Here is an 18,000-nt window from a genome sequence, read left to right as displayed (position 1 = left end):
TTGTTACTTTCTGCGAAAGTAACGCAAAAGCACTTTTGACAGCCTGACGGCCATCAAAAGCGCATTTGCGCCCTACGGGGTGGTGTGGGGGCTTTGCCCCCGGCAACTGCGGTTGCCTCCCCCAGCAGGGCCGCCCTTTGAAAAGGGCACCCTGCACCCCGCCTAAACTTTGTCACTCGCCGTTGGGCAGGGTGGAAAGGCCAGGGGCCTTTCCACCGCCCGGCAAGTGTTTTCCGTGGGCCGAAAGTCAAGGGGTACGGGTTGTATTGACTTGCGGCAATCTCCACCCGCAGGTATGCCCCCCTTGACTTTCGCCCCCGCTCCCCGTGACAGCCGTGACGACCGTGACGATGTTTTACACACCGCCTCCGCACTCCGAAAAGCTGTCACAGCTGTCACGGTCGTCACGCCTGGGGTTCCTCCAACGTGAGCTTGATACTCCGCCCGGCATGGGTTCGGGCGCTTTCATAGTGGATGTGGTACTCATAGGACAGCCGCCACGCCCGGACATTCAGCCGCATAGCCAGGGCATTGGGTTTCATATCCAGCCCCAGGGCGGCGACAAGTTCCGTGGCCGTCCCTCTCCACTCTGGCCGTTCCGCCGTTACCAGGGCGGCAACAGCCTCCAACACCGGGTCAGGCGGCTCCTGCCGCAGCTCCGTTTCCCGCCGCTCCAGCTCCCACACAAGCCGTTCCTCGTCCCGCTTGAGGTAGAGGCGCTGGTCTTGCTGATCCCGCCCAGAAATGTCCAGGGTGGCGGCGTTGTCTGCCCGCCGCTCCTTTTGGAGCAGAAAGGCCCCGTCTGCCGCACCCAATAAGCCGTTGGTGCCGGAGATCATATCAAACTTATCATCGGCCTGCTGCTTGCGGGTGTGATGTACAACCAGGAGGCAAACCCCGCTTATATCGGCAAACCGTTTCAGTTTGGTGATTACCTCATAGTCGTTGGCATAGCTGTACTTCTCTGCCCCGGCCTCCCGGATTTTTTGCAGGGTGTCGATGATAATAAGCCGGGTGTCCGTGTGTTCCCGGACAAAGCCCTTTAGCTGCTCCTCCAGGCCACCGCCGAGCTGCTTAGCTCCGATGGCAAAGAACAGGTTTCCGGTACTCTCTACTCCAAACATCCGGTACAACCGCTCCTGTAAGCGACGGTGGTTGTCCTCCAGGGCCAGATAGAGGACTGTCCCCTGGCGCACCTCATACCCCCACAGGGAAAGGCCCATACTCACATGATAGGCAAGCTGGGCCATGAGAAAGGACTTGCCCACCTTGGGAGCGCCCACAAAGAGATATGTCCCCGCATAGAGCAGACCGTCTACCACAGGAGGTCTGCCGGGGTACACCTGTTCGTAGAGGTCATTCATAGACACGGTAGGCAGATAGGCCGGGTCATTGACCCGGCTTATCTGCCGCAGGATTTCCTCCAAATCTCTTTCCGGGGGCTTGTGTTCTGTCACGCCCTCTGCTATACTTTGGTTAGGTTTTTGTGAGAGCGACTGTCCCCCGTCTGCGCCAACAGGCGGATATGGGGCAGTCGTTTTCTCTTGCAATCTATCCATCTATCAATCCTCCCTCATGCCGTCCATGATGGCGGCGATCAGCCGGATGGTGTCCAGCAACTCCCCATCCACGCCATTCCCGGCCTCGATACGCTCCAGTTCTTCCAGAACGGCGGCCAGCTCGTTCCGCAGGGCCTTATACACCCTGGGGTTGCCCTGTACCACCACATCCCGGCACAGCAGCCGTCGGGTGATGTAGTCCTGTTTGGTAAGGCCGGAGAGCCGCACAGCGGTTTCAATTTCCCTGTCCTCATCCGGGGACACCCGGAAAGCCACAGTTTTGTTTCTCCAGCGGTTGTGTCGGTCAAGATTTTTCACTGACATGATTTAGGCCCCCTTTCGCTCCATGTCCAGTTTGTCCGCCATCTCCGCCTGCCGGGTGGGGAACAGGTGGGCGTAGCGGTAGGTAATATCAATGCTTTCATGTCCCACCCGGTCAGCGATTGCCAGGGCCGTAAAGCCCATGTCAATGAGCAGCGAAATGTGGGAGTGCCTCAGGTCGTGTATTCTGATCCGCTTTACCCCGGCCTCTTTCGCACCCCTGTCCATCTCCCGGTGGAGGTAGGATTTTGTCACCGTGAAAATGCGGTCGGTGGGCTTCACCCCATACAGGCTCTTGATATAGTCTCGCATTTCTTCACAGAGGAAAGCGGGCATTTGAATGACCCGGTTGCTCTTAGGGGTCTTGGGGTCGGTAATCACATCCTTGCCCTTAATCCGCTGGTAGGACTTGGAGATGGTGACGGTCTGTTTCTCAAAGTCGAAGTCGCCAGGAGTGAGGGCCAGCAGCTCCCCCTCCCGGACGCCGCACCAGTAGAGCATTTCAAAGGCGTAATAGGAAAGGGGCTTGTCCATCATGGCCTCGGCGAATTTCAGATACTCCGCCTTTGTCCAGAACAGCATTTCCCGTCCCTTTGGCTTTCCCATATTGCCCGCCTGGGCAGCGGGATTGACCTTTAGATTGTAGTGCCGTACCGCATGGTTGAACACGGCGCTCAACTGATTGTGCAGCGTTTTTAAGTACACCGGAGAGTAGGGCTTGCCGTTCTTGTCCCGGTAACCCAGCATTTCATTCTGCCAGGCGATGACCTCCTTGGAGTGAATGTCGCACATCTTCCGCTTGCCGAAGTACGGCACCAACTTCTTGTAGAGGATATGCTCTTTCGTCCCCCAGGTGTTTTCCTTGATACGGCCTTTCATGTCCGCCACATAGACAGCCACGAAGTTTTCAAAGGTCATTTCCAGGTCGGCGGTCTGTTGTTGCAGGAATGTCCGCTCCCACTCCAGAGCCTCCCGCTTGGTGGGAAAGCCCCGTTTCATTTTCTTTACTTTCTTGCCCGTCCAGTCCTCGTAGTAAAAGGACGCATACCATGTGCCCTTTGCCTTGTCTTTGTATGCCGGCATTGTGGTTCCCTCCTTATTGTCTGTCCCGCAGCCCATAGAATTTTTCCTCGAAGTAGCGCCTGCTTACCCGTCCGGGAATGGTGAGAAAGCCTTTTTTCTTCAGCTCCTCGTTCATCTCCCGCACCAGCTTGTAGGCGTAGGGCTTGGAAATGCCCAGCTCCCTGGCGACCTCCTCTGCTCTCACAAACAGCTCCTTTTCCATGGTCAGCACCTCCTTATTTTAGTTTCGCAAATATGTTAATGTCACCATCTTCATTATACATTAACATAAGTGTTAATGTCAAGAATTTATTTCGCATTTTTGTTAAAGATTATCTTGCATCTTTCGCTTTTTTGCGCTATACTATTGGCAAAGGCGGTGGGATATTATGACAGTCGGAGACAAGATAAAGAAAATCCGCACCTTTCGAGGCATGACACAAAAGGAATTGGGGCTTGCTATCGGCTTTGAGGAAAAGGGAGCGGACAACCGGATCGCCCAGTATGAGACGAATTACCGTGTTCCGAAACGGGAACTGCTGGACAAGATGGCCGAGGCGCTGCGGGTAGACCGCCAGAACTTCTACACCATCGCCCCCGGCTCTGCCGAGGACTTCATGCGGACATTCTTCTGGCTGGACGAGGACAGCCCTGGCGCTATCCGCCTGTTCCAACTTGTCCGCAATCCGGGCAGAGCAGGGGCCGCTGATGATACCGCTGTACGGTACAATGATAGCGATGACTGGCCCGCACACCCTCCCGTGGGTATGTACTTCCAGTATGGCCTTGTGGACGAGTTCATGCGGGAATGGCTTTTTCGTCAGCAGGAGTTACACGCCGGGGAGATCACCAGGGAAGAGTATTTTGAATGGAAACTCAACTGGCCCCATACCTGCGACGATGGCCTGGAAAGCGAATATTATATCCCTTGGCGGAAAAATAAATAAGACAAGCAAAAAAACCGCCCTGCTGAATTTGTCGTTCAGCAGGGCGGTTTTGCTTGTCCTTTTGGGATTTTTCTCTTGAGAATACCGGGCGGACACAAATAGTATCAATCCAGTATCAAGAGCAGTATGGACGGGCAAAAAAGCCTGTATTCATGCGGGTTTTCGCCGTTTCGAGCGTCATTCCCACTCGATATCGGCGATCTCATCCAGTGGGATTTTCGTCCCATCGGTCAGAACAAATACTCGCTCATAATAGTCAATCCGTTTCAGACTGCCGGTGTGGGATGTATAGGAGCCTCCGGCCTTCCTCTCATCCGGGACGAAGTAGGTAATGGTGATCTCCGGTCGGTCTGCTATGATGTCCTGAAGGTACTGCTGTTTCCGGTCCAGCTCCTCCCGCACTTCCTCCCCAATCTCCACTTTTGTATCTGTCAGCCGTCCGGTTTCCTGGATGGCATCCTCGTAGCCGGTGAGAGCGGCGAAGGGGGAAAACTGTGCCGCTCTGTCCAGCATGGACATCTGCGGCCTTGTTTTGGAGACATGATGGGGCAGATGGATGATGTCATCATACTGTGTTTTCATGATTTTTGCCCCCCTCAAAAGGTGACCACAATTCCCTTGTGGTCGGATAAACGCTTGTCCACATTCCATTCTTCCAGAACTGGCCGTTTGGTGGTAACCATACTGCTTGACACGGCAATGTGGTCAATGCACTCTGTCTGTCTTTCGGTCAAAAGGGTCAATCCTGTATCACGAAACAAATCCAGAAGCGTTGTCCTTGCGGCCTGTGTGAAACAGTAGTTATCCGAGAAGGAGCAGTTAAAATCTCCGCAGACACATATCCCATCGCCCAATTCGGACAGGCGGCGAATGTCATCACACTGCCGGTGCAGTTGTTCCATGAAGGAAGAATGACGATTGCCCAGCGTACCTATGATTGTCCCATACACCAGCAGATTCCCTTTTTCCGTCTTTAGCTCAGCACAGAGGGCGGTACGCGAATCATAGGTTTGATGCAGCCGAACAACGGGATAGTTGGTGTAAAGCGAGACGCGATTTTCTGTGACGGCATAGGGAATGGTCTTATCTCCCATCAATGATGTGGTCTCGCAGCAGAAGGCATAATCGGGATGCAGCCGCTTGTCTGTCTCGGTCAGCACAAGGATGTCGGCATGGATGCCATCACATAAGCCTTGTATCTGGTCGAGCTGTTTTTTGTGCCTGAGCCGCTCCACATTCCATGTGGCAATTTTCACGCCCTATGCCCTCCAATCTGCCCGTTCCTGTCCTTGGCCGTTGCCCCTTCTTCCAAATTCATTCCCCGGAGGATCGCATTCTTGCCGAACTTCTTCTTGATGGTCAGCATAGCCGTCTGCATTTTCTGCTCCCGCTCCAATTCCTGCTTTTCCCGTTCCTGCTGCGCCTGTTGTGCGGCATAGTCGGTAAACAGGTCGAGCTGTTCAAAGCCCCCGTTTTTCACCGGCGCAGACTCTTTCGGAAGGACATGGTTCGCCACCACATTCAGCCTTCGGATGAGAAGGTTTTTGCCTACAATGCAATCAAACAACTCTGCCGCAGCGCACATTATTTTGCGTGTAGATGATGTGTGTCCGTCCAGATTGATGGTGCCATGGGCGTGTTTGGGGATCTGGCGTCCGTAATGATCCTTCACAACCGCACCGTGGTACTTTGCTTTTCTGGCCGGGTCGGTGAGGTTTTCGATGTCATAGCCCACCGTCACCACCAGCTGATCGGTGACAAGCCCCTTGTCCACCAGATCCAGCGAGAGCATATCGGCCATCTCCCGCAGGACAAGCCGTGCCTTCTCCGCATTGTAGGGACAGTGAAGCACCTGCCCGGAGCCTAAGCTGTTGGAGCTTGGCCTGTATGCCTTGATCGCCTCAATGGTGGCCGGCTCCCAGCCCCACGCATGGTCGATGAGCAACTCCGCATTTTTCCCAAAGAGTTGATACAGTAGGTCCTCGTTGCGCTCGGACATCCGCGCCACATCGCCCATGGTGAACATCCCATGCTCTTCCAGCTTCTTTGCATAGCCACGGCCTACCCGCCAGAAGTCGGTGAGAGGCTGATGCGACCACATGGTCTGCCGGTAGGTCATCTCGTCCAGCTGGGCGATGCGTACCCCGTTTTCATCCGCTGGGATATGCTTCGCCACAATATCCATGGCCACCTTACAGAGAAAGAGGTTGGTGCCGATCCCCGCCGTGGCCGTGATGCCTGTTGTCTCAATGACATCCAGTATGATCTTCATGGCAAGGTCATGGGCAGACAGCTTGTAGGTATTCAGGTAGTCGGTCACATCCATGAATACCTCGTCGATGGAGTAGACCACGATGTCCTCCGGGGCGATGTATTTCAGGTAGACCTCGTAGATCTTTGTGCTGTATTCCATGTAGTAGGCCATGCGGGGCGGGGCGATGATGAAGTCGATTTCCAGCTTCGGGTTTTGTTGCAGCTCAGAGATGAAGTGTGACTTGCCCTCCAGCACTCTGCCCGGAGCGTCGTGCCGCCGTCCGGCGTTGGCCTCCCTGACCCGCTGCCTGACCTCAAAGAGCCGCCCCCGGCCGGAAATGCCATAGCTTTTGAGGCTTGGGGTGACGGCAAGGCAGATGGTCTTGTCAGTGCGGCTTTCATCCGCCACAACAAGATTGGTGTCCATGGGGTCAAGCCCGCGCTCCCGGCATTCCACCGAAGCGTAGAAACTCTTGAGGTCGATTGCGATGTAAGTGCGCTGCTTCATGCTTCGGTACGCCTCCTTTCAGCGGCATCAGCTTTTCTTGGCTTTCTTTTTCCTCTTGGGCGCTGTTGCGCCATAGCTCATATCCAGCAGCATTTTGATCAGTTCGTCCGGCACACTGCCGTCTAAGGCAACCGAGATCCAGTTTGCCTTGTTCATGTGGTAAGCCGGAAAGATGCCGGGTTCTTTCCGCAGTGAGCCGATGAGGATCGGGTCGCATTTGAGGTTTACCACATCAATAACATCCGAGCCTGCCAGACCCAGCTTGTTTTTGGGAACATCCATCACAAGGGCAAACCATTTGCGGTTGCCCGGATGCCGGAAAACCTCGTTGTTGGGGTATTTTATCCACGGGTGGTTTGCCTCACAGGGATAGGTTTCAAGAATATATTGCTTGAACTGTCCCCGATTCATTCTGCAAACCTCCCGCTGCATTGCTCAATAGATGTGTTTTCCAAATTCATATGCCTCTTGCAGATGGTCGGTCTTGTCAATCTGTGGCTTGCCGTTGGTGTCGCCGCAGCCTCCGGCCAATAGCATCCCTCTGTCATGGAATCCGATGTAGTTGACAAGGGTAAACTGATAGTAAGAAACCGCTTGCTCAAATGTCCAGAAGAAATTGTCAGCGGAGGTCATCAGCAAGGCGCAGTCTTTGGAGGGGTATTTCTCATACCGTCCCAACGGCGGGTTGGGATCTTCCTCTGCGATGCAATAAAAGCGCTCGATCAGCGCCTTTAGCTGAGCGGAAATCGTCCAGAACAGTAAGGGTGAGGCAAAGACAATGCAGTCTGCATCCTTAATTTTGGGAACAAGCTCGTTGAAGCTGTCCTTCTGTACGCAAGGCTTTCCATACCGACAGGCGTTGCATCCCATGCAGCCCTTTACTTCCTGTTTTCTCAGTGAAATAACTTCTACGGTATGCCCCGCTTCTTTCGCACCACGGGCAAAGTGTTCCACCAACTGGGCAGTATTTCCGTTGGGTCTGCCGCCCCCTTGGATAATGAGAATGTTTTTCATCCGGAACCTCTTTTCTGCTCTTGATACAGCTTCCAATTTATTCGTACTCCACATCGTTGTCCCGGCACCAGCGCTCTGCCAGCTCCCGGTAGGCATCCGCCTGATAGTCGTACCACAGCTGCTCGATGCCGTGGAAGCGGATGGTCTGCTTGAAGCGCCGGAATGCACCCCTGCCCCGGATCGCTGCGCCGAGTTCGTTTTTCATCCTTCCCGGCGGGAGGTAGTCCACAAAGGAGTCCATGATGCTGTATTCGTGGATATCATATTTTGTCGGAAAATGCAGGAACCGCTTCGGTTCGTTCTCAACCAGAGCGGCAAGCGCCTCGTCGGTCTCACCAGTGACCCACGCATCGGGCAGATAAACCGTTTCGTTGGTTTTGGTGTCGTAGAGCATCGTGTAGGCATCGCTGGCCTGTTCGATTGCGTCTATGACTGTTTGCAGCTTGATTTTCATATGCTCACCGTCCGCAGCACTTTTTGAACTTCTTACCGCTGCCGCAGGGACAGGGATCATTCCGCCCCACCTTCTTCGGCTTAGCAGCAGTTTGAGCCGCTGCAATCTCTTTCAATAAACTCATACGCAGTTCTTCACTTGGCATATCCATCGTCAAGATCCCCTGCCGCAACTCTTCGGGATTCATGGTTCCGTCCGCAATGGCCTGACGGATGTTCGGACCAAAGGAAAGGGATTTGGGGATGCGTTCTTCCGGGGGAAGTAAGGCAAAAAGTTCATCAGGAGTATGCCCTCGGTTGCATTGCATCCGCACATGGTTGTGAAAGGGGGTATAGACCTCGGCAAAATCGCCTACATCCACTTTGCGGCGGAACTCCACGCCAATCTCATCCAACCGGTTCAGCACATCCTCCAATCCGGCGTTCATGCAGTGGAGGCCATAGTAGATGTCTACGAAAACCGCTTCCATCTTGTCCTCCGGCACGGTGGTTTTGGTCAGGAGGAAGGTGCGGAATGCTTCCGCTTCTGGGGTGTTCTCCCAGTAGAAGGGATTGTCGTAGGCCAGAAGCTCCTTTTTGTCCGGCACATAGTAGGGTTTTCCCTGATGGCCCCGTAAGACCTCGTGATAGGGATCAAGATCCTCGTCGATCAGCTGCACGTCGATGACCTCATATTCCATCAGCTCCGTTTCGGGGCCGTCGTAATAGAGTTCAGACTTGCCGAGGATGTAGTAGTCCTCACACTCATGCCGCGCGATTTCGGCAAAGGCCAGAAACTCCTCCCTGGTTACAAGGGATTTATTCTGGGAGGCGATGATCCCATAGAGCTTGTGCAGGGGGATAATGCCGTACAGATTGGCGGCGGCATTAAAATACTTCCGCAGGAGCCGGGAAGTGGCGTCCTTCAGCGGGATCTCCCGATAGAGGGCGTTCAGTTTTCTTCGCCCGTATATCTCCGGCATCGGGATATAATAGGGTTCCTCTCTGCTCATTCCGCTTCCTCCACGATTCCAAAGTCAATGAGAATATTCTTGTCAGCATGGGTAGGATAGACAATGCCGGTCATCTCGTAGGCGTACCGCTTGGTCTTACGGAAATCCTTTGTCCGCTCCGGAGCGAAGGCGGCGGTCTCATACTTTTCGTATTCCGACAGACCGGCAAGGTCATCCGCAGCTGCCTTGATGAGTGCGTCGGTCACATCGTAGATGTCTTTTCCATACTCCACAGCCACCAGCTCGTGCTTCTTCACATCCTTGTCCAGATTCCCGAAGGAACGATACAGCAAATATTTCATCTTGATTTTCTCCTTTTCGCTTGTCCCGGCAAAACCATCTCGTTCATTTTAAGAAATCGCTTCGGTGTTCCTGTTCACGGAAGCGATACCCCCTCGTGTTCAGCTCTGAGACCTTGAGCGCCACCAAATTGATGTCCGAAGACATTGCCCGCGCAATCTGGCCCACATCGTAGCCGCCGTATATGTATTCCAGAATTTCCTCGTCTGGAAGGGCGATCTGTGCGGCAAACATATTTGCCTCGTATTCCATGCGCTTGTCTCTCATGTCAAAGATATTGAATTCCTGCAGTCCGCCGGCACGGATTGCATCTTTACGGTGGAGGCGGTCATGGCCGATCTCATGGAGCAGAACAATGTCGTGCATCACGGGGTCGAGATGTTTATTGATAAAGATATAGCGGTTTCGTTCAATGACCATGTATGCGCCTTTTTGACGGGAGAAATCACGAGACATGACGATCAGCCCCAGCTCCCTTGCGATCCGGTCAGCATTTCTCGTGCCGCATTGCCGCACAATACGGTTGGCTTTTTGAATGGCTTCCTCCGCTCGAATCAGCATAGTGGTATCACCCCTTCCGGGCAGAATGGTACTGTTTCAATATAACAGATGAAAAGTCCCATAGAGCGGGCTTACTTCGTTCCTTCCTGCTGTTTCAGATACTTTTGGGGCGTGTATTTCTTGTTTCGCTTCTTCGCATCGATATAGGCTTCCTGAATGGCAAGCATCATCTCATCCATATCTTCTTCTGCCATCTCGCCTCCGGAAAAGGCTACCCTTACTTCTTTTAGCAGTCGCTCGGCGCCCTTCTTGCCCCGATAGCCATATTGCTGCCCCGCCATTGCGATGAAATCGTCGCCCTCGTTGTGCAGATAGTCTGCATCGCAGCCGAGAATCCGGGCAAGAATGCCATACACCTCGCGGTTCTGGGGGTATGTGCTGCCCTTTTCATAGTTGGTGATCGTCTTGAGTCCTACTCCCGCCAGTTTCGCAAGTTCCGCCTGAGTAAGTCCCTTTTCCTTGCGCAGTACGCGGAGCTTTTCTCCGAACCTCATAGTATATCCTCCTACCTGTAAGCGTGATAATATGCAATCTATTTGCGTTTTCCGCCTAAAAGTGCTTGACACAAGCAATCCGTTTACATATAATGATAATACGCAATCGCTTTACGCATTTATTGTATATCGGTTTGCGTGTCCCGTCAAGAGTGCGCAGACCAAAATGTGATGTTCGTTTTCGTTTGGACTGAAATTGGTAACGGACACCGGGCAACGAGAAAGTTGCCGGTGCCCGTTATGTGTAGCAAGGAGTGAGAAACATGAGTGCACACTGCAGGAAAGCCTATGTCTCGGTCAATCTGGATGTGGATCAGGAGGGCGTATTCCATCCGCGCTTCATCCGGTGGAAAAACGGCCTAATTTTTCAGATCGATCAGGTACTCTATAAGTGCCGTGCCTCTTCCAAAAAGGTGGGTGGCGGCGGCATTCGCTATACGGTGCTGATCCGTGGCAGAGAATCCTATCTGTTTCAGGAGGGCAGCAAGTGGTTTGTTGAAGCAAAGGAGACCTAACGATGATCTTATCCCAGAAGAAAATCGAAGAAATTGCAGTAGCCGTAACCAAGGATTTCAATGAGTTCTTTTTCGGCAGCGAAACCAAGGACATCCGACGAATGGCACGAGGGACACCGATTGACCAGTTCGCCAAGGAATACCTTGGCTTGGAAGTGTCGTTTGCCCATCTTTCCCCGGATGGAAGCATCTGTGGTCTGACCGCCTATGCGGATACCGAGTATATCACGGAAGAGATGGGCGTGAAGCGAACCATCCCACTCAGGAAAAATCAAATTCTGATGGACACCAGCTTTATTCAACCCGGACAAGTCCAAAAGCTCTGCGGCAAGAGACGCTTTACCCTTGCCCATGAGTGCGCACATCAGATTTTGTTCCAGATGGAAAGTGAAACTGCGCAGTCAGCCTATGCAAAGAAATACTCGGCACGGACAGTGTATTCGCTCCGCGACTTAAAGACTCGCGAGGACTGGAATGAATGGCAGGCTAATGTCCTTGGCGCGGCCATCCTTATGCCGCAAAAAGAAATTGATCTTGCCATGTGGTATTTTGCCGGTGGCAAGAAGTTAATCAATTACGAGGGGGTGTTCGCATATCGTGACAAGTTATCACTGTCTCTTTTGTGTAGGCAGTTTGCCGTGTCGAAGTCGGCGGCTGTAATCCGGCTGAGACATCTCGGTTACATTGAGGATCGTCCGTACCGGGAATATTCAGATCCCTTGGAGGTGTGGGCATGAAAAAGAATATCCGCATCTCTGAGCCGTCTGAGGAAATGATGGAGAAGATCCGAAAAGCGCGTCATGCCATCGCAAACCAAAAAACAAGGATGGTGAAATGTCCCTTCTGTGGACACAATTCAATCGCTGTATTTGAGGACACCAGAGGCCATGTCCAAGCAAAGTGCAAACGCTGTGGACAGGAGACCGTCTTTAATGTCCTCAGTATGAGACGGTTAAAACTTCGCTTTTATCAAGACCGATAAGGGCAGAGATTAACAAATAAATATTGATAGCTGTGCTGTGGAGCCGCTGACTGGTGAGTCTTCCTAATGCCGCATGATCAGATGTTTCCAAAATGGAAACACCTGATTTATCGGTATGGAATTACACGCTCACCGTCATGCGGCTCTTTTTGTTGCCTCGTCATTCCGCTGCTTCGCACCAGCGGAAAGGACGAAGCAATGAAAGGAATCCCGAAAACCCCAGTCGAGTTCGACTATGACCTCTGGACAACGGAGGACGGCAAGTGCATGGTGCGGATCAAGGCTACTGGCGAGGTAACAGAGGTGGAGCGCACTGTGATGCAGGTGTTGCGTTCGGAGGAAAAGCGGTTCCGTCGAGCAATGTCACTGGATCAGGAAGCGGATAGAGACGGCATATCCAAACCAACGATTCTATCGCTGGATGTGCTCCCTGAAGATGTGACAGACTCCAACTGGTTGGCTGATACGGTCGATTACACAGAAGAAATCTCCACGAAGCTGCTGGAACAAAGACTGCGAGAGAGCCTGACTCCTACCCAATATGGAATTTACCAGGCTTGCATTCTGAATGGGATCAGTTACAAGGCTTATGCGGATCAAATGGGAGTCAGTTATCAGAGCGTCCAGAATGCAATCCGACTCATTCAGAAAAAAGCGAAAAATATTTTTGGGTGATGGTTGTGATTTGCTGAAAAAATGTCCGTTGTAAAGTGAAGGGGTTCTTCGGACGCCTTCATTGAACCTTTTCAACTGAATATCCGGCAGCTAAATAACATCAGCGGATGAGCGAGCGATGCGGACGGTGCGCGATGACCACCTGTAGGGGAGAAAGGGGCAAAGCCCTCTTTCTCTTCTATCAATGACGGCCAATAAGGTGCCCAGCGGGTCCACCGATCCAAAAGCAGGCGTGGCAGTCTGTTTCGTCAAGACCTCATCCGCCTACAATGGTACCCCTGCCCAGCCACAGTCTCAAGCAATGGGGGCAGCTCGGAGAGATCCTCGGAGGGGTTCGATTCCCGGAGTGCGGCGCCCGCCGCAGTTTAGATGTCCGCCCTGGCCTGGGGAAGTAGTGTCGAATACAGGCAAAATAAAGACATTCAATTGTCTTGATATCAGAAGCAATGGGGGTCGCCCATCATGTAGTAGGAAAGCCGAGGCTTCCACAACCAAAGCGGGTGACCCCTATTTTTGTGGTATCAATTCATATTCATCATTGGGAGGGATCGCACCATGATCACTATGTCGCAGACCAAGAGTGCCAATTATCTGTTTATCGTAGCCGTGCTGAAGTCGATGCGAGAAGGTGGCGTGATTACTCTGGCCGAGTACGAGCGAGCAAAGCGCTACTACCAGAAACTCACCGGCTCCGATCTCGTCATCGCAGATTAAGAGGTTAGAGTCAAACCGCCCAAAATGATGCAAACAAGGCATCGTGTCATGTTGACTATGTAGATTTTGACATTCCAACGGTTCTTTCAATAGACTTTGTCTTGTCGTTGAATATAATGTTGCTTGAACCGGAAAAGTGGATTGTACCAAAATGTAGTACAATCCAAAATTCAGCCAGAAAGGGGATTCTGCTGATGCCGCAGGTCAAACTCATCTCGCCCATCACCAGGCAGGGAATCCGCAAAGTTCGAGTCGCCGCCTATTGCCGGGTATCTTCCAATTCGGCTGATCAGCAGAACTCCTACGCCAACCAGATCCGGGTCTATACCAGCCTCATTCAGAGGAAAAAAGAGTGGGAACTGGTGGAAATATTCGCTGACGAAGGGCTCTCTGGCATGAACGCACAGAACCGCACCGAATTCCAGCGAATGATCAAGATGTGCGAACAGCACCAAATTGACCTGATCGTCACCAAATCCGTCTCCCGCTTCGCCCGAAACGCCAAGGAGTCTCTGGAATATGTCCGGAAGCTGAAATTGCTCGGCGTGGGGGTGCAGTTTGAGAAAGAGGGAATCTACACTCTGGCCCTCGGAGATGAGATGCTGCTCAATACCTTCTCTGCCATCGCACAGGAGGAGTCTAAGGCAATTTCCCAGAACCAGCGGCTTTCCATCGTGAAGCGGATGCAGTCTGGGGAATATGTGGACAGCAACGCTCCTTACGGCTTCCGGCTGGTGGATAAGGCGCTGGTGGTCTATGAACCGGAGGCGGCCATCGTCCGCATGATGTTCGAAAACTACCTGAGCGGCCAGTCTACATCGGAGATCGCCCGGGATCTCAACAGCCGCGGCATCAAAACCAAAACCGGGAAATCCACCTGGCGCTCCACCAAGGTGGCATACATCCTTGGAAATGAGCGGTATTGCGGCGATTGCAAATATCAGAAAACCTACCGCGACACCACAGTCCCCTTCAAACAGTTCCGAAATCGAGGTCAGGAGGATATGTTCTACGCCTCCATGACCCACGCTCCTCTTATTGACCGAGATACCTTTGACAAGGTCCAGCTCCTCTTGAAAAAGCGTCAGGATATCTTTGGGAAATCCACAACGCAAAATATCTACCCTCTTACGAGCCGCATTCAGTGTTCTGAGTGCGGCTCGTATTTTCGCAGGAGGCAGGTTTCCGGGGCAGTAAAGTGGGGATGCTCCAAACACATTCAGGATCGTACCCAGTGCAGCTCAAACTACTACAGCGAGGAGAGAATCTACGATGCCTTCGTCGCCATGGTCAATAAGCTTCGGTTTTCTGAATACGACATCATGGGTCAGACGCTACTCCGTCTGGAATCCGCCGAGCTGAAGCGAAAGCAGAAAAACACGGCCGCAAGGGAGCTCAGCCGGAACATTGCAGATCTGAACGCCAAGTTGGTGATGGTGGAGCAGCTCCATGCAAAGGGATACCTCAAAGATGAGGTCCACAAAGCTCAGGTGCGGGAGATTAACGACCAACTGCGCCAGCTCAAGCGGGAGCGCCAATGTGAATTCTCCTCGGGCATTACCCATATGATAGAGGAACTGACGCGGCTGAAAAAGCTGCTGGAAGAGCTCGAGGAACCACTGGACCGCTTCGATGAGAAGCTGTTTACTGAGATCGTTCAGGCCATCAGTATCAGCCACCGAGATGAAATGACAGTCACCCTCATCGGCGGGCTGAGATTCACTGAAATGCTCTGACAGAGAGGAACCTCGCCATGAAAAAGATACGCTATATCCCATACGGTTACACCATGAGAAATGGGAGGACAGTCATCGCACAGGATGAAGCTGCGGTCATCCGTGAGATATTCAGCGCCTACATCAACGGCGCATCCCTCCAAAGTATTGCCGAGCTGCTGACTGAGAGGAAGATCCCCTACAGTGAGAGAACGGATGTGTGGGATAAAGCTCGTATCGCACGAATCATCGGAAACGCCAAATACATTGGCGATGGGGAATATGACCCGATCATTGAGGAAGAGCAGTATGAGGAAGCGGCTGCCGTGAAAACAGCCCGCCAGCGGAACACCTTCGAAAAAAATCTGGAGGGGCTCGACCTGCTTCGGGATTTGGTCCGATGTGCGGAGTGCGGCGCTCCTATGCGGCGAAGGGTGAGCAGCAAGCACCGGATTCGCGAGAGTTGGGATTGCACCGATCCTGATTGCGGTCAGCGCATCCGGATCTCCGATACACACCTATTGGAAAAGGTGACAATCCTGATGAACCGCATCATCGCCAATAGCTATCTGCTCATCCCCCGCCCCAAAAAGCGAAAAGAGCTGTCGGCGGAAGCCCAGCGGATCAACCGGGAAATTGATGCCGAGCTGGAGCGGGATGACCCCAGCGATGCACTGATTATCGTCAAAACAATCGAAATGGCAGAGCGGCTCTATGCTGAGAGCGATACCCATCTGCAGATCGCCGCATCCATCGCCCGAAAGCGGGTAAGTCTGATGACTCCCCAGGAGGAATTCAGCCCGGCTTACTTTTGTGACATCGCCGCCTACCTGACGCTTGGCAGCGGAGGAAAGGTGATCCTACATACCAAGACCGATGTCGAGATCGGAGATGAGGAAAATGAATGTAACCAAGATACCCAAGAAAACAATATCGGTTATTGAGCCAAAACGCTCTCTGATCGTCAACAGGGAGCAGTATCATCAGCGGCGGGTTGCTGCCTACTGCCGGGTATCCACCGACAGCGAGGAGCAGCTCACATCCTATACCAACCAGAAAAAGGTATATACCGAGATGATTGCCGCTAAGCCCGAATGGGAGTTCGCCGGACTCTACGCAGATGAGGGCATCTCCGGGACACGTGCAGATAAGCGCCCCCAGTTCCAGAAGATGATCAACGACTGCTTGTCTGGGAAAATCGACTATATCATCACGAAATCCGTTTCCCGCTTCGCCCGTAATACAGTGGACTGCCTGGACCATGTCCGAATGCTCAGGGCAAGAGGGATTGGCATCTACTTCGAGGAGCAAAATATAGACACACTGCAAATCGACAGCGAACTCTATCTGGTCATCTACGCAGGGTTCGCACAGTCCGAATCCGAAAGCATCAGCAAGAATGTCACCTGGACTTTTCGTAAGCGATTTCAGGAGGGCAAGCCCATATTCAACTATAAGTGCCTCCTGGGATACCGCAAGGGTGCAGACGGAGAACCGGAGATCGTCCCGGAGGAGGCATCCATCGTGGAGAGGATCTTCAATATGTACCTGTCAGGTGAAACCATCAACCGGATCTCAACCAAACTCAGAGAAGAAAATCTCCAGATACCAGGAAAACGATTTTCCTTCTCTGCGAGTATGATTAAGGGTATTCTCCGGAATGAACGATACTGCGGGGACAGCATCCTTCAAAAGACGGTCACAATTGACTGTATTGGCAAGGTTCGCCGCAAAAACACGGGTGAGGCACCCATGTACTATGTACAGAATAGCCATGTTGGTATCATCAGCCGAGAGCTCTTTCACAAAACGCAGGAAGAACTCGCCAGGCGGATGAGCCGGGAGCCAAATTCCACCAAAACGGCTACCACAGCCACCGGAAAATACTCCCGGTACGCACTATCCAATGTGATGATCTGCGCCGAATGCGGAAGTCGATATAAGCGCGTGACCTGGACATCCCGAGGAAAAAAGCGAGTTGTCTGGCGCTGCATCAGCCGCTTAGACTATGGAAAGCGCTACTGCAAAACCTCGCTCACGGTAGATGAGACCGCCCTCCACGCCGCTATTGTTCGGGCAATCAACCGATTCAACGAGGAAGACGAGTCCACTTATATGGCACTCATGCGGGCAACCATTGGTGAAGCAATCGGTCTAACCGGAGGCACAGATGAGATCGACCTGCTCCGGCGGAAAATAGATGGGCTGAATCGGAAAATGGTATCTCTTATCAATGAGAGCGTGGAAAGCGGAGAGGGTATCGAGAGTCACGAAGCTGAATTCAAAGAACTTTCCGATACCATTGAACTCCTGCAAGGACGGATTCAGAAACTCGAAGAAGCACTTGCTTCCGATCAGGTGAATGACAGCCGAATCCTTAAACTACAGCAGATCATCGCCGACCGAGCATCCAAAAAGATGGAGTACGACGATACCATCGTCCACCAAATGATTGAGTGTGTGAAGGTGTATCCCGACGGGAGACTGGACATTATCTTCGGAGGAGGGTACCTTATCGAAGAACGCCCGGAAAAAGAAAGTTGATAACTTCAAATATAATTGACATAATCGCCGAAATAATATAGTATAATTTATGTTAGGAGGCGATTGTGCATGGCAAAAAAAGCTGCGGTCATCATGCCGCAAACACGGGAGATCCTGGCACAGATGGGTGAGCAGATCCGCCTGGCCCGCCTGCGCAGGAAGTTGAGCCTGGAATTGGTAGCAGAGCGTGCCGGGATCAGCCGAGCCACTCTGATATCCATTGAGAAAGGCACCCCTACGGTATCCATCGGCTCCTATGCCGCTGTGCTGCACGCATTAAACAATATGGACAGCGACCTGCTGCTTATTGCAAAAGATGATGAATTCGGCAGGAAGCTACAAGATCTGGCGCTGCCCACCAGACGGCGGGCACCCAAGAAAGGAGAGTAGC

At 52.6% G+C, this 18,000-nt stretch carries 24 protein-coding genes; 10 read left to right on the top strand and 14 right to left on the bottom strand.

The genetic code is table 11. The annotated features are described in order from the left end of the window. Nucleotides 1-404 precede the first annotated feature (404 nt). The 4 genes from BQ5383_RS07125 to BQ5383_RS07110 are packed head-to-tail and all read right to left on the bottom strand — an operon-like array spanning nucleotide 405 to nucleotide 3,165. Nucleotides 405-1,559: a helicase RepA family protein gene (locus BQ5383_RS07125; RefSeq protein ID WP_031474225.1), complete on the bottom strand. Its 1,155-nt coding sequence runs from the start codon at nucleotides 1,557-1,559 to the stop codon at nucleotides 405-407. 3 nt (nucleotides 1,560-1,562) lie between these two features. Next, on the bottom strand, nucleotides 1,563-1,883 hold the full coding sequence (locus BQ5383_RS07120) for a plasmid mobilization protein (protein WP_004010381.1): 321 nt from the start codon (nucleotides 1,881-1,883) through the stop codon (nucleotides 1,563-1,565). Between the two features lie 3 nt (nucleotides 1,884-1,886). Beyond that, nucleotides 1,887-2,963, bottom strand: coding sequence for a site-specific integrase (locus BQ5383_RS07115; protein ID WP_004010380.1), 1,077 nt, complete (start codon nucleotides 2,961-2,963; stop codon nucleotides 1,887-1,889). A gap of 13 nt (nucleotides 2,964-2,976) precedes the next feature. Then, a complete protein-coding gene (locus BQ5383_RS07110) occupies nucleotides 2,977-3,165 on the bottom strand; it encodes a helix-turn-helix domain-containing protein (RefSeq protein WP_004010379.1) in 189 nt (62 codons plus the stop codon). Nucleotides 3,166-3,331: 166 nt separating this feature from the next. On the opposite strand from BQ5383_RS07110, the gene BQ5383_RS07105 reads away from it, so the two are divergent. Beyond that, complete coding sequence (locus BQ5383_RS07105) at nucleotides 3,332-3,889, top strand: helix-turn-helix domain-containing protein (RefSeq protein ID WP_004010378.1); 558 nt, start codon at nucleotides 3,332-3,334, stop codon at nucleotides 3,887-3,889. A 177-nt stretch (nucleotides 3,890-4,066) separates the two neighbouring features. Here BQ5383_RS07105 and BQ5383_RS07100 read toward each other — a convergent pair whose 3' ends face one another. From BQ5383_RS07100 to BQ5383_RS07055, 10 genes are all read right to left on the bottom strand, one after another. Further along, entirely contained in the window at nucleotides 4,067-4,471 is a 405-nt protein-coding gene (locus BQ5383_RS07100) for a hypothetical protein (protein ID WP_071430710.1), read from the bottom strand. A gap of 14 nt (nucleotides 4,472-4,485) precedes the next feature. Beyond that, nucleotides 4,486-5,145 carry an endonuclease/exonuclease/phosphatase family protein gene (locus BQ5383_RS07095; RefSeq protein WP_071430708.1) on the bottom strand — a complete coding sequence of 220 codons (660 nt, stop codon included), beginning with the start codon at nucleotides 5,143-5,145 and terminating at the stop codon, nucleotides 4,486-4,488. Then, nucleotides 5,142-6,650 carry a Y-family DNA polymerase gene (locus tag BQ5383_RS07090; protein WP_071430706.1) on the bottom strand — a complete coding sequence of 503 codons (1,509 nt, stop codon included), beginning with the start codon at nucleotides 6,648-6,650 and terminating at the stop codon, nucleotides 5,142-5,144. The genes BQ5383_RS07095 and BQ5383_RS07090 overlap by 4 nt, the downstream gene beginning before the upstream one ends. A gap of 27 nt (nucleotides 6,651-6,677) precedes the next feature. Continuing rightward, on the bottom strand, nucleotides 6,678-7,061 hold the full coding sequence (locus tag BQ5383_RS07085) for an MmcQ/YjbR family DNA-binding protein (protein ID WP_071430704.1): 384 nt from the start codon (nucleotides 7,059-7,061) through the stop codon (nucleotides 6,678-6,680). Between the two features lie 24 nt (nucleotides 7,062-7,085). Next, nucleotides 7,086-7,664 carry a flavodoxin family protein gene (locus BQ5383_RS07080; protein ID WP_071430702.1) on the bottom strand — a complete coding sequence of 193 codons (579 nt, stop codon included), beginning with the start codon at nucleotides 7,662-7,664 and terminating at the stop codon, nucleotides 7,086-7,088. A 37-nt stretch (nucleotides 7,665-7,701) separates the two neighbouring features. Then, nucleotides 7,702-8,118, bottom strand: coding sequence for a UPF0158 family protein (locus BQ5383_RS07075; protein WP_071430700.1), 417 nt, complete (start codon nucleotides 8,116-8,118; stop codon nucleotides 7,702-7,704). A 4-nt stretch (nucleotides 8,119-8,122) separates the two neighbouring features. Next, a complete protein-coding gene (locus tag BQ5383_RS21765; protein ID WP_071430698.1) occupies nucleotides 8,123-9,109 on the bottom strand; it encodes an SEC-C metal-binding domain-containing protein in 987 nt (328 codons plus the stop codon). Next, nucleotides 9,106-9,411 carry a carboxylate--amine ligase gene (locus tag BQ5383_RS07065; RefSeq protein ID WP_071430695.1) on the bottom strand — a complete coding sequence of 102 codons (306 nt, stop codon included), beginning with the start codon at nucleotides 9,409-9,411 and terminating at the stop codon, nucleotides 9,106-9,108. The genes BQ5383_RS21765 and BQ5383_RS07065 overlap by 4 nt, the downstream gene beginning before the upstream one ends. Nucleotides 9,412-9,454: 43 nt before the next feature. Further along, nucleotides 9,455-9,970, bottom strand: a complete 516-nt coding sequence (locus BQ5383_RS07060; protein WP_071430693.1) for an ImmA/IrrE family metallo-endopeptidase — start codon at nucleotides 9,968-9,970, stop codon at nucleotides 9,455-9,457. 71 nt (nucleotides 9,971-10,041) lie between these two features. Further along, a complete protein-coding gene (locus tag BQ5383_RS07055) occupies nucleotides 10,042-10,464 on the bottom strand; it encodes a helix-turn-helix domain-containing protein (RefSeq protein ID WP_071430691.1) in 423 nt (140 codons plus the stop codon). 263 nt (nucleotides 10,465-10,727) lie between these two features. On the opposite strand from BQ5383_RS07055, the gene BQ5383_RS07050 reads away from it, so the two are divergent. The 9 genes from BQ5383_RS07050 to BQ5383_RS07015 all read left to right on the top strand — a co-directional run bounded on the left by BQ5383_RS07050 (nucleotide 10,728) and on the right by BQ5383_RS07015 (nucleotide 17,999). After that, complete coding sequence (locus BQ5383_RS07050) at nucleotides 10,728-10,979, top strand: hypothetical protein (RefSeq protein ID WP_071430689.1); 252 nt, start codon at nucleotides 10,728-10,730, stop codon at nucleotides 10,977-10,979. 2 nt (nucleotides 10,980-10,981) lie between these two features. Continuing rightward, on the top strand, nucleotides 10,982-11,716 hold the full coding sequence (locus BQ5383_RS07045) for an ImmA/IrrE family metallo-endopeptidase (RefSeq protein WP_071430687.1): 735 nt from the start codon (nucleotides 10,982-10,984) through the stop codon (nucleotides 11,714-11,716). Beyond that, nucleotides 11,713-11,961 (top strand): hypothetical protein, encoded by a 249-nt coding sequence (locus BQ5383_RS07040; RefSeq protein WP_071430685.1) that lies wholly within the window; start codon nucleotides 11,713-11,715, stop codon nucleotides 11,959-11,961. The genes BQ5383_RS07045 and BQ5383_RS07040 overlap by 4 nt, the downstream gene beginning before the upstream one ends. A 66-nt stretch (nucleotides 11,962-12,027) precedes the next feature. Next, complete coding sequence (locus BQ5383_RS07035) at nucleotides 12,028-12,636, top strand: hypothetical protein (protein WP_235396398.1); 609 nt, start codon at nucleotides 12,028-12,030, stop codon at nucleotides 12,634-12,636. 555 nt (nucleotides 12,637-13,191) lie between these two features. Then, entirely contained in the window at nucleotides 13,192-13,350 is a 159-nt protein-coding gene (locus tag BQ5383_RS21060) for a hypothetical protein (RefSeq protein WP_172592666.1), read from the top strand. A 194-nt stretch (nucleotides 13,351-13,544) separates the two neighbouring features. Beyond that, entirely contained in the window at nucleotides 13,545-15,086 is a 1,542-nt protein-coding gene (locus BQ5383_RS07030) for a recombinase family protein (RefSeq protein WP_071430680.1), read from the top strand. Between the two features lie 17 nt (nucleotides 15,087-15,103). Next, nucleotides 15,104-16,009 (top strand): recombinase family protein, encoded by a 906-nt coding sequence (locus tag BQ5383_RS07025; RefSeq protein ID WP_071430678.1) that lies wholly within the window; start codon nucleotides 15,104-15,106, stop codon nucleotides 16,007-16,009. Continuing rightward, entirely contained in the window at nucleotides 15,966-17,609 is a 1,644-nt protein-coding gene (locus BQ5383_RS07020; protein ID WP_158100244.1) for a recombinase family protein, read from the top strand. Before BQ5383_RS07025 ends, BQ5383_RS07020 begins: the two co-directional genes overlap by 44 nt. 69 nt (nucleotides 17,610-17,678) lie before the next feature. Continuing rightward, nucleotides 17,679-17,999, top strand: coding sequence for a helix-turn-helix domain-containing protein (locus BQ5383_RS07015; protein WP_071430674.1), 321 nt, complete (start codon nucleotides 17,679-17,681; stop codon nucleotides 17,997-17,999). Nucleotide 18,000 lies beyond the last annotated feature (1 nt).

The organism is Angelakisella massiliensis (assembly GCF_900104675.1).
In the GTDB taxonomy this organism is placed as follows: domain Bacteria; phylum Bacillota; class Clostridia; order Oscillospirales; family Ruminococcaceae; genus Angelakisella; species Angelakisella massiliensis.
Note: the sequence above shows the minus strand (reverse complement) of the source record. Positions and strands in the feature narration are given on the sequence as shown.

What these genes read in the sequence shown, in the direction of transcription:
- BQ5383_RS07125 (WP_031474225.1), bottom strand. Translation starts at nt 1,559, where the DNA reads ATGGATAGATTGCAAGAGAAAACGACTGCCCCATATCCGCCTGTTGGC.
- BQ5383_RS07120 (WP_004010381.1), bottom strand. Translation starts at nt 1,883, where the DNA reads ATGTCAGTGAAAAATCTTGACCGACACAACCGCTGGAGAAACAAAACT.
- BQ5383_RS07115 (WP_004010380.1), bottom strand. Translation starts at nt 2,963, where the DNA reads ATGCCGGCATACAAAGACAAGGCAAAGGGCACATGGTATGCGTCCTTT.
- BQ5383_RS07110 (WP_004010379.1), bottom strand. Translation starts at nt 3,165, where the DNA reads ATGGAAAAGGAGCTGTTTGTGAGAGCAGAGGAGGTCGCCAGGGAGCTG.
- BQ5383_RS07105 (WP_004010378.1), top strand. Translation starts at nt 3,332, where the DNA reads ATGACAGTCGGAGACAAGATAAAGAAAATCCGCACCTTTCGAGGCATG.
- BQ5383_RS07100 (WP_071430710.1), bottom strand. Translation starts at nt 4,471, where the DNA reads ATGAAAACACAGTATGATGACATCATCCATCTGCCCCATCATGTCTCC.
- BQ5383_RS07090 (WP_071430706.1), bottom strand. Translation starts at nt 6,650, where the DNA reads ATGAAGCAGCGCACTTACATCGCAATCGACCTCAAGAGTTTCTACGCT.
- BQ5383_RS07085 (WP_071430704.1), bottom strand. Translation starts at nt 7,061, where the DNA reads ATGAATCGGGGACAGTTCAAGCAATATATTCTTGAAACCTATCCCTGT.
- BQ5383_RS07080 (WP_071430702.1), bottom strand. Translation starts at nt 7,664, where the DNA reads ATGAAAAACATTCTCATTATCCAAGGGGGCGGCAGACCCAACGGAAAT.
- BQ5383_RS07075 (WP_071430700.1), bottom strand. Translation starts at nt 8,118, where the DNA reads ATGAAAATCAAGCTGCAAACAGTCATAGACGCAATCGAACAGGCCAGC.
- BQ5383_RS21765 (WP_071430698.1), bottom strand. Translation starts at nt 9,109, where the DNA reads ATGAGCAGAGAGGAACCCTATTATATCCCGATGCCGGAGATATACGGG.
- BQ5383_RS07065 (WP_071430695.1), bottom strand. Translation starts at nt 9,411, where the DNA reads ATGAAATATTTGCTGTATCGTTCCTTCGGGAATCTGGACAAGGATGTG.
- BQ5383_RS07060 (WP_071430693.1), bottom strand. Translation starts at nt 9,970, where the DNA reads ATGCTGATTCGAGCGGAGGAAGCCATTCAAAAAGCCAACCGTATTGTG.
- BQ5383_RS07055 (WP_071430691.1), bottom strand. Translation starts at nt 10,464, where the DNA reads ATGAGGTTCGGAGAAAAGCTCCGCGTACTGCGCAAGGAAAAGGGACTT.
- BQ5383_RS07050 (WP_071430689.1), top strand. Translation starts at nt 10,728, where the DNA reads ATGAGTGCACACTGCAGGAAAGCCTATGTCTCGGTCAATCTGGATGTG.
- BQ5383_RS07045 (WP_071430687.1), top strand. Translation starts at nt 10,982, where the DNA reads ATGATCTTATCCCAGAAGAAAATCGAAGAAATTGCAGTAGCCGTAACC.
- BQ5383_RS07040 (WP_071430685.1), top strand. Translation starts at nt 11,713, where the DNA reads ATGAAAAAGAATATCCGCATCTCTGAGCCGTCTGAGGAAATGATGGAG.
- BQ5383_RS07035 (WP_235396398.1), top strand. Translation starts at nt 12,028, where the DNA reads ATGCCGCATGATCAGATGTTTCCAAAATGGAAACACCTGATTTATCGG.
- BQ5383_RS21060 (WP_172592666.1), top strand. Translation starts at nt 13,192, where the DNA reads ATGATCACTATGTCGCAGACCAAGAGTGCCAATTATCTGTTTATCGTA.
- BQ5383_RS07030 (WP_071430680.1), top strand. Translation starts at nt 13,545, where the DNA reads ATGCCGCAGGTCAAACTCATCTCGCCCATCACCAGGCAGGGAATCCGC.
- BQ5383_RS07025 (WP_071430678.1), top strand. Translation starts at nt 15,104, where the DNA reads ATGAAAAAGATACGCTATATCCCATACGGTTACACCATGAGAAATGGG.
- BQ5383_RS07020 (WP_158100244.1), top strand. Translation starts at nt 15,966, where the DNA reads ATGAATGTAACCAAGATACCCAAGAAAACAATATCGGTTATTGAGCCA.
- BQ5383_RS07015 (WP_071430674.1), top strand. Translation starts at nt 17,679, where the DNA reads ATGGCAAAAAAAGCTGCGGTCATCATGCCGCAAACACGGGAGATCCTG.